At 33.9% G+C, this 11,688-nt stretch carries 8 protein-coding genes, 5 tRNA genes and 2 rRNA genes; 1 reads left to right on the top strand and 14 read right to left on the bottom strand.

From position 1 onward, the window contains the following. The first annotated feature begins 152 nt into the window (after nucleotides 1-152). On the top strand, nucleotides 153-1,445 hold the full coding sequence (locus T434_RS07255) for an ISL3 family transposase (RefSeq protein ID WP_051614399.1): 1,293 nt from the start codon (nucleotides 153-155) through the stop codon (nucleotides 1,443-1,445). A 144-nt stretch (nucleotides 1,446-1,589) separates the two neighbouring features. Here the strand turns inward: T434_RS07255 and T434_RS08130 are convergent, their stop codons facing one another. From T434_RS08130 to T434_RS0105855, 14 genes are all read right to left on the bottom strand, one after another. Next, nucleotides 1,590-2,321, bottom strand: coding sequence for a TMEM164 family acyltransferase (locus tag T434_RS08130; protein ID WP_026400288.1), 732 nt, complete (start codon nucleotides 2,319-2,321; stop codon nucleotides 1,590-1,592). Between the two features lie 20 nt (nucleotides 2,322-2,341). Then, nucleotides 2,342-2,938 carry a bacterial Ig-like domain-containing protein gene (locus T434_RS0105915; RefSeq protein WP_026400287.1) on the bottom strand — a complete coding sequence of 199 codons (597 nt, stop codon included), beginning with the start codon at nucleotides 2,936-2,938 and terminating at the stop codon, nucleotides 2,342-2,344. Further along, nucleotides 2,938-6,669, bottom strand: a complete 3,732-nt coding sequence (locus T434_RS0105910; RefSeq protein WP_026400286.1) for a prepilin-type N-terminal cleavage/methylation domain-containing protein — start codon at nucleotides 6,667-6,669, stop codon at nucleotides 2,938-2,940. The genes T434_RS0105915 and T434_RS0105910 overlap by 1 nt, the downstream gene beginning before the upstream one ends. 25 nt (nucleotides 6,670-6,694) lie before the next feature. Then, nucleotides 6,695-7,426 (bottom strand): TMEM164 family acyltransferase, encoded by a 732-nt coding sequence (locus T434_RS0105905; protein ID WP_026400285.1) that lies wholly within the window; start codon nucleotides 7,424-7,426, stop codon nucleotides 6,695-6,697. 59 nt (nucleotides 7,427-7,485) lie between these two features. Next, nucleotides 7,486-7,695: a hypothetical protein gene (locus tag T434_RS07970; protein WP_162150790.1), complete on the bottom strand. Its 210-nt coding sequence runs from the start codon at nucleotides 7,693-7,695 to the stop codon at nucleotides 7,486-7,488. 1,023 nt (nucleotides 7,696-8,718) lie between these two features. After that, nucleotides 8,719-8,793: transfer RNA gene (locus tag T434_RS0105895), tRNA-Gly, on the bottom strand. A 5-nt stretch (nucleotides 8,794-8,798) separates the two neighbouring features. Further along, nucleotides 8,799-8,875, bottom strand: a tRNA-Pro gene (locus tag T434_RS0105890). A gap of 50 nt (nucleotides 8,876-8,925) precedes the next feature. Beyond that, nucleotides 8,926-9,002: transfer RNA gene (locus T434_RS0105885), tRNA-Arg, on the bottom strand. Between the two features lie 7 nt (nucleotides 9,003-9,009). After that, nucleotides 9,010-9,085: transfer RNA gene (locus T434_RS0105880), tRNA-Glu, on the bottom strand. A gap of 80 nt (nucleotides 9,086-9,165) precedes the next feature. Next, entirely contained in the window at nucleotides 9,166-9,711 is a 546-nt protein-coding gene (locus tag T434_RS0105875) for a DJ-1/PfpI family protein (protein ID WP_026400284.1), read from the bottom strand. Then, on the bottom strand, nucleotides 9,708-10,340 hold the full coding sequence (locus T434_RS0105870; protein WP_162150789.1) for a 5'-methylthioadenosine/S-adenosylhomocysteine nucleosidase family protein: 633 nt from the start codon (nucleotides 10,338-10,340) through the stop codon (nucleotides 9,708-9,710). The genes T434_RS0105875 and T434_RS0105870 overlap by 4 nt, the downstream gene beginning before the upstream one ends. A gap of 99 nt (nucleotides 10,341-10,439) precedes the next feature. Then, nucleotides 10,440-10,516 (bottom strand) — tRNA-Asn (locus T434_RS0105865). A gap of 42 nt (nucleotides 10,517-10,558) precedes the next feature. Next, nucleotides 10,559-10,670, bottom strand: a 5S ribosomal RNA gene (gene rrf / locus T434_RS0105860). Nucleotides 10,671-10,721: 51 nt separating this feature from the next. Continuing rightward, nucleotides 10,722-11,688 (bottom strand): 23S ribosomal RNA (locus T434_RS0105855); the annotation flags it as partial.

Genomic DNA, 11,688 nt, shown 5'->3' with positions numbered 1-11,688 from the left:
AGGTATTTAAAATAGTTGGTGTAAAAAAACACCTTTCAATTAGGTGGTGGTAGTACACCATCTTTTTTAAAGGCCGAAATAAATATATAAAAAATGAAGAACACCTTTTTATAATATAGTTAGTCGTAACTAAAAAAACAAAGGAGTTCTTCATGTATGATAATATCACAAAACTATATAAATTAGAAAACATAAATTCAAAAATAGAATCACTTGATACCACAATAGATGGTGAAGTACTTACACTTCATCTAAAGTTACTAAAAGATAATATAAGTTGTCCACTCTGTCAAACATATCCGATGTATTTTCATGGTTTTAGGTTAAAAAAATTAATCCATAGTGTTTCATTAGAACATCAAGTAAAAATCGCTTATTATGCAAGGCGTTATCGGTGTAAAACATGTAATAAAACAATCTATGAAACAAATCCATTTAATCAAGCTTACGAACGTATTAGTTTAAAAACCAAACTATCCATTCTAGACTATTTAAAAGAAACAAATCATACCTTTACTGACGCTGCTAAAGTTTTTAATGTTTCAATTCAAAGTGTCATCAATATCTTCGATCGTCATATTGAAGTAAGGCGAAGACCACTACCTGAGATCATCAGTATTGATGAAGTGTTTACCAACAAAATGAATAAGTATAAATACGCCTGTGTTCTATTTGATTTTGAAGCATCTAAGTTGATTGACTTAATAGCAACCAGACATAAAAATTATTTACTTGAATATTTTTATAGAATTCCTATTAAAGAACGTGATCAAGTCAAAGTATTCATTATGGATATGTGGGATAGTTATAAACAAGTGGTTTCTAAATGTTTTCCCAAAGCACTCATAGCAATCGATTCATTTCACATTGTAAGGAATTTAAACGAAGCCATTAAAGCGATTAGAATTCGTGTTCAAAACAAGTACTACCTACAAAAAAGCAAGTTAGAGCATAATGATATGTATTATTACATGCTTAAAAAATTCCATTATTTTTTCGTAAAGAATTATGAAGACATATATGATGGTAAAATCAAGATCCACAAGTTAAATGCATATTGGCATAAATCTGAAATTCTAAGAGACTTATTATCTATTAACGATGAATTAACCGAAGCATATCGGTTAAAAGAACGCTATCGAACTTTTAATTTGACAGCTGATTATGAAACCTGTGAAGATGAACTACAAGTACTCATACAAGTATTTAAAAACTCAAAAATAGATGTCTACAGAGCATTTGGTAAAACCATTGATAAGTGGCAACAAGAAATAAGGAATTCATTTATACGCATCAACGGACGACGTGTATCTAATGGTCCGATTGAGTCTACAAATTCTAAAATAAAGACCATCACTAAAACGGCCAACGGTATTAGAGATTTTAGAAGATTTAGAAAAAAAGCATTATACGCAATCAATCAAGATATCCCAATTAAAAACTAGGTTACGACGACAAAAAAAGGCGCTAAAATAGCGCCTTTTGGGTGTACACCAACTAATTGAAAGGTGTTTTTTACACCAACTTTTGGAAAGCCCTATTTGGATTTTACACCAACTATTTTAAAGGGCCCTTTTTTTTAAGTTGATTTAAAAGGTATCTATCTGTTTTCTCTTGAATAATAAAATCAATGCGGCATTAATCATTGCGATTACTACGCCTATGGGAATTAAGTATACAAAGTAAATGGGAATAAGCGTATATAGGTATCTAAACACAGCGTTGACTTCTGGATAAAAAACATATGAATACGTTGATTCTCTTGGTACACCTTGAAATTCAATTAAATACCATGAAAATATACCACTTAATGCCACATATAAAAATGCACTAAACATAACGGGCAATAAATACGATACTTTTGGTTTAAATCTGTTTGAGGCTACAAAAAGCAGGGGCAGCAAAACAATCACCAAATGATTAACCCAAAAATTGATGGTATTTAAGCTATACCATTGATTGTTTGCAATATCGTAATCATAAAATACAAATGCTGTAGATGCTGCAAGCATAGAAAACATAAATAAATATTGTCTTACGCCTTCAAATTTCTTTATCATAGCCAATGGTATGAGGATAAAATTAAAATTGCAAATCTGAAACATCTCTAATGCGAGTCTTTGCACAGAAAAGTTTTGCGGATCAAAGGAGAGATTCATTGCATATCTAAAAAAGATACCCAAAACCCCTACGGACCCAGTTACGTATAAGATTATAGTTTGATTTTTTTTGTCTACCTTTGAAATGATAACCATCATTGAAACGATAATCAAACATGTTATCATCAAGTAGATGATGTGATTAGGACTCCATAATTCCATAAATTTGTTTCCCCCTCCACTTAATCCGACTCAACAATTGATATGTAAAAACTAGTTTCAAATATCTTATTTGTCTGTGTATCTAAATATTTAACAATGATTTCTTGTTCAAATTCAACGGCATCGCTATTAAATCCCTCAATGTCATGTCTCGTGATACTAATGATATCAAAAGTATCATCATTGTAGTTCCTTCTTATACTCGCACCCGTTAAGTCAATTGTCTCACCCAAAAAGTATATGCGCTTGTTTGGAAGTGTATGCATTTCAATAGAGGTAATTCTTTTATTCAATGTGGGTCTTTCAATAATTTCAATATCAATAAATGTCTCAAATTGTTTGTAACTGATTATAATGCGATTTTGATGCGCAAAAGAACTATCATATCCATGAAACTGAACCTCATGAAGATCAACATGTACAATCTGATCATCTTTTTTTAATAACCCGATTTGCATGCCTTGCATATCCAAATCCTCTCCAATATATGCCCAGTCTTTGTTCGGATAACTCAAAACAACAAGATCAACAGTCATGTGATTATCAATGAAAACAAACAATATTGTAATGGCAACCATACAGATTAACAATATGGATACCTTAAGCCACTTCATCATTACTTACCACCACTACCAATCGTTCCCAAGTCACCCACAGACACTCTGATTTCTTGAGAGGTGACAGTTTGCTGATTGATACCCACATAACTGATAATAATTCTTAGTGTTGGTTCTCCTCTAGTGTCTTTATCACTTCGTAACCAGAATCTACCTTCATGCTCGTATTTACTTGTAAATGTTGTCGGTGGTGCAGAACTCCATCCCAGTACAGTGACTGTAATCTGATAATCTATTGGGTTGTTTTTATTTTTACTTGGATCACTACCATCATGAACAAGCACTCTTTGACCATCAATGTAATCATAGATTCTTAAATTAAGCCATACATCTAATGCCACATGGTGTGATCCACCACTTTGACTGATTTTAACGCCTGGTATTGTGTTATTGATAATCTCAATTTCTGCATTAGGAATGTTTGCTCTTGTAATAATGATTGTAATCTCAAAATTATAGGTAATTTCATGATGCATAAAATTGCCTGAAGCATCATAGAAAAATCTGTCGACAGCAGAGAATGAAATAACATGTGTTCCAGCATTTTCATATGTGAATATCGAGATAACCGAATCTGTATTTATTGGAAACTCGTATCCCCATTTTTCTACAATAAATGTCTCTAGAAGGTTAAATTCCATAATATCGGCTGGTTCTAAGGAAAACTCAAATGTTTGTGTTTGAGCCGTATAATATGACTGCATGGATGATGATATCATCTTTAGTTCGGGTTTTGTAACAGTGGTTTTATTCGGTGTGTATTCGGGCGCATTAAATCTATCCGTTAAGACTAGATCATCTTTAATGACTCCTGTGTTATCAAAACTCATAATTGTTCCTGTCCTTGAAATCAAAGGAAAACTTGGATGTGTAACACTCACATGAGCTAAACTATATTGAACGGATTGTTTCAAATCTGTACTTCTGTTATCTTGGATTTGTGCAATTGGCGTTTGTTCCAAGAAGATGATACCCATATTGATGTACGTCTGTCCTTGAATAACATGCTTGTATTTTTGTGTTCCAGCGTTATTTAATATATTCGTAATTGTGTTGATATAATCGCTCGGAGCATAGTTACTAATCATATTTGTCGTAACCCAGTTGTATTGTCTTAAGTCCCCTTCTATAATAATTGTCGATTCACTATTACCAACAACAATGCCTACACCAAGGACATCTTTGTCACTCAATCCATCATTGGATCTTCCATAGAAAACATTTTGCACGGTCGTTACATTTCGTAATACGACATTCGAAACGGTTTCAACAAATATATTAGAATATGACCCACCCACAAGCGTCGTGTTCTCAACAACAACATCTGCGCCTGTGACAAGTAAAGGTGATTTAGAACCTTCAATATATGTATTTAAAATGGCACTTTCTCCCTCTACACGAACAGCAGAGTTGGAATATAACCCGGTACTCCATTCTTGTGTAGGAAAGTGTCTTGAAATAATTTTCACATTGTCCAATGTAGCCCGATTAATGCGCAACAAGGCCTGAGAACCGCCCCTAGCTGGAACATCATATGCATCCAATGTAAAACCATTGCCATACAGCGTTGCTCCATTTATCACACTAATGTTTTCATATTGTGTCAAAGTAATATCATTTATTAATATTCTGTTTGAAGATGTGTTAGCCTTCAGTTGTTGTAGCGTTGTTACATTATATCCATTAATAACTTCGAGAGGTATTGTATATGTTTTTACATCTTCAATACCATTGATACGTTGATAATAGACATATATAACTACTTTAATAATTCCAGTTCCACTAAATTTATGCTCTGAATTGTTGATTTGATATGATAATGACCCATTCGGTGCTTGAGGCAATATGACATCATCAAATTCATTTAAAATCACAGGAAATGGATCATATACGCCTGCGGTTTTCGGTCCTCCAACGTGTGTAATTCTATCATCTATTTCCGTATAAATGTCGGACAGATTAATAGAATTAGCGTTTCCAATTTTATACATGAATTGATCCTTATATTTGAATGTAAATTCAATTAAATCTTCAAACGGCTCATCCACTATAAGATTAAAACCAACCGTCACATTGGGATATTCTTGAATAAATATATGAATGGTTGTCTGTCCAATTTGAGTCAGTTTCACTAGAATTGTTTCATGGTCTATATATTCAAATTCAACCAACTGCTCTATATCTGTTGCTGATAATGTATACTGGTATGTAAGTCCATCAACCGAAAAACTAAGTGTGGATAGTTCAATGATAAATACATTTTCTTCAATATTATCACTTAATTCTTTATAAATCGTAGTTTGTCCCAATGGGTTGATTACAGATGCATGGTCATACACTAGAGAAAACGATTCAATCTCACCAATAAGTAATGTAACTGTTTGATTGTCGGCATGTTCAGTCTTCTTATCTGCCTCTATAGTAAATTTAACAAGTCCCGCACCTACAACAGTAATATATCCAGCCTCATCAATAATCGCAACAGATGTATCGCTTGATACAAAATGAAAATCGCTTGATAGAACAAATTCAGTGCCTATTTGATTTTTTATGTTTCTAATGAACAGTTTTAAATGATTAGATTCCGATAAGTCAAAAGTGTCTAATGCTGCATAATAATAATCATTAGACACTCCTGCTTCAAATGAAACTTCAAATGATTCAATTAAAAAATCAACGCTTTCAATTAATACAGTTACCTCTTCGGTTTCTATATTAAATAAATTGCCGCCTTCATTAATAAGATACGTTTGAATCACGTTACCTGTCACAAGTAAAAAACTTTGTTCTTCATCAAGAAGTGTAAAAAATGGATTTAATCCATCTGAAAAGTTGTCAAATGATGTTCTATTTAAGATAAAACTTCCTCCAGAGAAAACAAGTGATTGTGGTAATATTGTCTGAACCGTCTGTGGAATCATGATGTAGTCTTGTTTTAGATCCAGCAAAACATTCTCTTGATGAATCATACTCTGCTGATTGTTTACGCTTATCTTTACATTTGTAATCATTTGAATATTTGGTTGAAAAATAGCATGCTGTGGATGTGATGATTCTGCAAAATTTCCGTTATCTGTGATGAACACCGTCTCATTTAAGATACGAAGCAGATTATCGCGGAAATTCAGATCACTAAACGATTGACTTCTTGTATGTAGTTGTTGATATGACTCCAGTGTGTCTACCTGATAAAACGCCTGAATTAAATCTCCAATCTCTGAACCAGCTGTATCCAGAATCAAATATTCTCTATCTGTATTAAAACCAACTGCCTCTGGCAAATAATCCCAGTTGACTTCATATCTAATTGTATTTGGAAGGCTAATTGGATCGGCTGTGTTTATTGGTAAATCCTGTGGTGATTTTGATAAAAATACCTGAAGTGTATGAACATCAAACCAATAATGATATCCTTGATTTACAGATCTAGGATGTGTCCTAAAATCTCCCTCTATCAATTCATCTAACAAATCTCTTACTTCCTGCATGGTTTGTGGTGCATTAAAATTGAGTTGAGATTTCTTAACAGTCAGCGCTCTGTTTAATTGAGCGACTTCCTGTCTATCTGCACTTAAATTTGCATGATCCACTACGCTCGTATATCCAACGACAGCGACAGTAGAGAGAATGGCAATAATCGCGATAACGACTATTAATTCTACTAAAGTAACTGCTTTTTTTCTCTTACCTATTACAGTTAGAGGTGTTTCGTCAGTAATTTGTTTGTACATATAATCCTCCCTAAAATATTTTTTTCTAGTAATCTATTGATTTATAATTTTTAAATAATCTTGCAAGCCAATAATAAAACGGAACTATCAATAGTAATAAAGGTAATAAATAGACAAAATCTATTGGTATTATCTTATGCAATATTTCTAAAGCAGGAATACCATCTGTTGTAAAAATATAGGATGCTGTATCAGCTTTTGATACACCCTTATATTTCATTAGATAAAGTGATCCCAAACCCGAATAGGCATAATAGATAAAAATACATAAGACAACATATGGAATATACTTTTTTTGTGGTTTAAACCTTCTGCTCGCAAACATAAATAAAGGCAATGCTACTGCACATAAATGATTTAACCAAAAGTTTATTACTACAATATTGTTCCACTCTAACCTTTCAATTGACTCAGAATATGAAACAAAGATAGTTGATGCACAAAACATACTAAAATAATATAAGTATTGTCTTCCTAGTTCATTCTTCCTTATTAACGCTATTGGTAATAATATAAAATTAAAATTACATACCTGTAAGGTTTGCCTCCATAATGTAGATAGATTAACTCCATTACTAAAACTAAACCCTAAAGCATAGCGATAAAAAATTCCAAATGATCCAACAATAGCAACTGTTATAAAAATGATGTTTTGTACTGTTCTATTTGCTTTTCTACATATAACCATGCCCACAATAATAAAAATTGCAGTCACTAATAAATATAATAAATGTGCAGTGCCCCATTTACCCATCATATTAACCCCCTAAATAACCTTATGACACTAGAGAAACCGCTACACATGTGTTACCCATTTCAATTTTGGTCAATAGTACCCTTTGTTGGGGTTCCTACTACCTTTAAATGCTCAGTTTCGATTTTAAAGGTTACAATATATTTGTTTGATGATTCAAATATGAAACCTGTTACTAAATTTTCAATACTAAGTGCCTGAATTTTATCATGATCAATATCTAGTTCAGAAGCATCATCAAGATAATCAAGAAATGATTTTGAAAATGGCACTGTTCCTGATGTTGTATCAACAACATAATTTGAATACGAAGTTTTTACAATCTCAGCTTCCTGTAAAGCTACATTTTGATTTGCCTTTTCAATGTAACCTGTAATACTTGGAATTAAAACAGCAGTTAAAATTCCGATAATGGCAATTACAACAATTAATTATACTAATGTGAAACCTTTTTGTTTTGTTAGTGGTTTCATAATACTTGTCCCCTTATATTATGCCTAAACCAATAATGTTTTAAACTATATCCAATAATACACACTTACAAGTGATCTAGGAATCAATACATTGTATTTTCATCCTGCGTTTTTAAAGAGCTAACACCATATTCTAACTCCCTCAAAAATCCATAGTCAGTTATATATATATATTAGTTTTACATAAAAAATTACAAACAAATTGTTTTATGTATCACTAAGAAATAGCGTAGTCACGTTTATATGTGATTAAAACAAGTATCATTCATAAAAAAGATTCCTACTGGTTACACTACTTCTATACTTAAAATTAATCATATTAAATTTTCTGCTTTCGTAAAAATTAACTTGTTGAGCTGAAAACGTGTCTTTTTCTTCAGCAGTTAATGTTTATACTCTCGATGTCTTTATACCGAAATTATAATTCATTCATACTTTAGTGTCAATAAAAATTGGCATATGAGACATATTTGTCACAAAAAATATATATAAATTTTAGAATTGCATAACTCAGGCTATTTTTATTCTATGAAAAAGCATTTTTCATTTATCTTTCAAAATGACAACACTATCTTTTCATCTAATGTTTTAAAGATAATACGTGAGTGTTTAAAATAACACGTCCCATATAAAGTGAAAACCTCTAGGGCCAAATTTTGGCTATCTAGAGGTTTCTTTCATTTTTTAAAAGAAAAAGAGACCAGCAAATAGCCTAAAATCCGGCTACTACTGATCTTATAAAAACTGGCGTAAAGGAAAAATCTCCCTATCCGCCGCTAAATATTTTATGCTTGATGTTGTATCAAAACTTGTAATTCAATATGGAGCGGGTGAGCGGAATCGAACCGCCGTCTTCAGCTTGGAAGGCTGGAGTAATAGCCATTATACGACACCCGCAAAAATGGTCGGGAAGACAGGATTTGAACCTGCGACCCCCTGGTCCCAAACCAGGTGCTCTACCAAGCTAAGCTACTTCCCGAAAATCCTTATTTATTTTACAACTTTTATATTAAGTTGTCAACAATTTAATGGCGCACCCAAGAGGACTTGAACCCCTAACCTTTTGATCCGTAGTCAAACGCTCTATCCAATTGAGCTATGGGTGCAAATAAATGGTGACCCGTACGGGATTCGAACCCGTGAGTGCATGCGTGAAAGGCATGTGAGTTAACCGTTTCTCCAACGGGCCACTTGTTACGCATGTATAATTATATCAAACTAACTTAAAATGTCAATGAATATTTTAAACTTTTTTTAACTTTTTCTATTTTAATAAATTATGTTTGAAATAAGCGATTTTGCAGCGTCTTCTCCCTTAATTTTTTTCACAATTTCATACACAAATTCTACAACAGAACCTGCACTTCGACCAGTAATAATATTTTGATCTATCATAGCTTTTTGATTTTTATGATAAATACCTTTAGGTGCATCAAGTTCTGACCCAGGATAAGCTGTAAAATTAATACCATCAAGTATACCTAGTCGACCTAAAAAACGTGGTGCTGCACAGATTGCACATATTAATTTTTTTTGTTCATAAAACACTTTAATAACATCTTGAATGACCTTATCTTCATCAATGATATGTCTAACATATGGGCCCCCTGGAATGACTAAAAAATCAAATTGATTTAAATTAATATTTTCCAATTTAAAATCAGGAAATACATTTTGTTGGTATGAAGTTGTAATAATTGAGTCATTTGAACTAGATGCTGAAAAAATATCAATTTTTGCACGACGTAATAACGATACTGTTCCTAACGCTTCATTATCTTCCATACCGTGTGAAAAAAGAATTAATCCTTTCATAAGAGAACCTCCAATACTTCATTTATGAATTCTAAAATCGATAAACTAGCTGTTTTTTCATTTTCTTTATAACTGTCTAATTGATTTATACTTCCAACAACATCAGAAACCTTTTTAAAAAGCAAAATTGGCTTTTTAAAGCGTTTTGATATATGTACTAGACTTGCACCCTCCATATCAACTAAATAGGCTGTATCATCAATTTTAGTAGTTGAAAATTGATCACCAGAATAAAGTTTCATTTTAGGTAAATTTAAAAATTTATCCATATATTCATGATTAATCATAAAATATTCATCTTCTTTAGGTAATTGTCCATGCTTATAGCCAAAATGTGTTAAGTCAACATCATGGTATTTTGCTTGATCAACTAAATAAAATTGATTTGGTTGAATCTTAGCTCCACCCGCAATACCAATATTAACTATCAACTCAATATCATTATATTTTGTTAACACGTATGTTAAAGCAGAACCCGCATTCACTTTACCAATTCCAGAAATTGTTAATAAAACATCTTTTTTTGAATTTTTTGATTTATAAATTGAAAAATATGTGTCATCGATTAATTCATATTCATTTATTAAATCTTTAACTTCATCTTCCATCGCTGCAATAATTAGGATCATTTTTCATCAACCTTTCTTCTTACATTATACCATCAAGAATTATTTATAACTCATATAAAAGAAAAACACTAGCAATCGCTAGTGTGTTAATTTTGTAGATGGCGCCCACTGCCTGACTCGAACAGGCGACCCCCTGATTAACAGTCAGGTGCTCTAACCAACTGAGCTAAGTAGGCAAGTAATGGGGTCTCTACAACTATTATATCAAATAAAGTATTGCCTGGCAACGACCTATCTTCGCTATTTGTATTAACTATTTTCGGCGCTGAAGTGCTTAACTTCTGTGTTCGGGATGGGAACAGGTGGATCCACTTCGCCATCGTCACCAGACAAAACTCTCAAAACTAGATAAATGATGTTTAAGGTTTAATATTTTTTATAAAGGTTAAGTCCTCGACCTATTAGTACTAGTTAGCTCAACACATCGCTGTGCTTACACACCTAGCCTATCAACCTCATCGTCTATAAGGGGTCTTACTAATTGGGAAATCTCATCTTAAGGGGGGCTTCACGCTTAGATGCTTTCAGCGTTTATCCCTTCCGCACATAGCTACCCAGCTGTGGCCAAGGCTGGCCAACTGGTGCACCAGAGGTGCGTCCATCCCGGTCTTCTCATACTAAGGACAGCTCCCTTCAAATTTCCAACGCCCACGACAGATAGAGACCGAACTGTCTCACGACGTTCTGAACCCAGCTCGCGTGCCGCTTTAATGGGCGAACAGCCCAACCCTTGGAACCTACTCCAGCTCCAGGATGCGACGAGCCGACATCGAGGTGCCAAACCGCTTCGTCGCTGTGAACGCTTGGAAGCGATAAGCCTGTTATCCCCAGGGTAACTTTTATCCGTTGAGTCACGGCCCTTCCATTCGGTACCGTAAGATCACTATGTCCGACTTTCGTCCCTGCTCGACTTGTTGGTCTCGCAGTCAAGCTCCCTTCTGCCATTACACTCTTTAGAATGATTTCCAACCATTCTGAGGGAACCTTCGAGCGCCTCCGTTACTCTTTGGGAGGCGACCGCCCCAGTCAAACTGCCCACCAGACACTGTCCTCCCAGATCCACTCTGGCGAGTTAGAAACTAGATGCACGAAGGGTAGTATCCCAACGCTGACTCCATCGATACTAGCGTACCAACTTCCAAGTCTCCTACCTATCCTGTACATCTTACACCCAGTTCCAATATCAAGTTACAGTGAAGCTCCATGGGGTCTTTTCGTCTAATCGCGGGTAGCCGGCGTTTTCACCGGCAGCTTGATTTCACCGAGTCTGTTGTTGAGACAGCGCCCAAATCGTTACGCTTTTCGTGCGGGACGGAACTTACCCGCCAAGGAATTTCGCTACCTTAGG

Origin of the sequence: Acholeplasma equifetale ATCC 29724 (assembly GCF_000687735.1) — a bacterium.
Lineage (GTDB): Bacteria > Bacillota_I > Bacilli_A > Acholeplasmatales > Acholeplasmataceae > Acholeplasma > Acholeplasma equifetale.
The sequence above is the reverse complement of the archived record's forward strand: the minus strand, read 5'-3'. Positions and strand labels throughout refer to the sequence as shown.

Bases quoted from the DNA above. Each gene is read 5' to 3' on its own strand.
- T434_RS07255 (WP_051614399.1), top strand. From the start codon at position 153: ATGTATGATAATATCACAAAACTATATAAATTAGAAAACATAAATTCA.
- T434_RS08130 (WP_026400288.1), bottom strand. From the start codon at position 2,321: ATGGAATTATGGAGTCCTAATCACATCATCTACTTGATGATAACATGT.
- T434_RS0105915 (WP_026400287.1), bottom strand. From the start codon at position 2,938: ATGATGAAGTGGCTTAAGGTATCCATATTGTTAATCTGTATGGTTGCC.
- T434_RS0105910 (WP_026400286.1), bottom strand. From the start codon at position 6,669: ATGTACAAACAAATTACTGACGAAACACCTCTAACTGTAATAGGTAAG.
- T434_RS0105905 (WP_026400285.1), bottom strand. From the start codon at position 7,426: ATGATGGGTAAATGGGGCACTGCACATTTATTATATTTATTAGTGACT.
- T434_RS0105875 (WP_026400284.1), bottom strand. From the start codon at position 9,711: ATGAAAGGATTAATTCTTTTTTCACACGGTATGGAAGATAATGAAGCG.
- T434_RS0105870 (WP_162150789.1), bottom strand. From the start codon at position 10,340: ATGATCCTAATTATTGCAGCGATGGAAGATGAAGTTAAAGATTTAATA.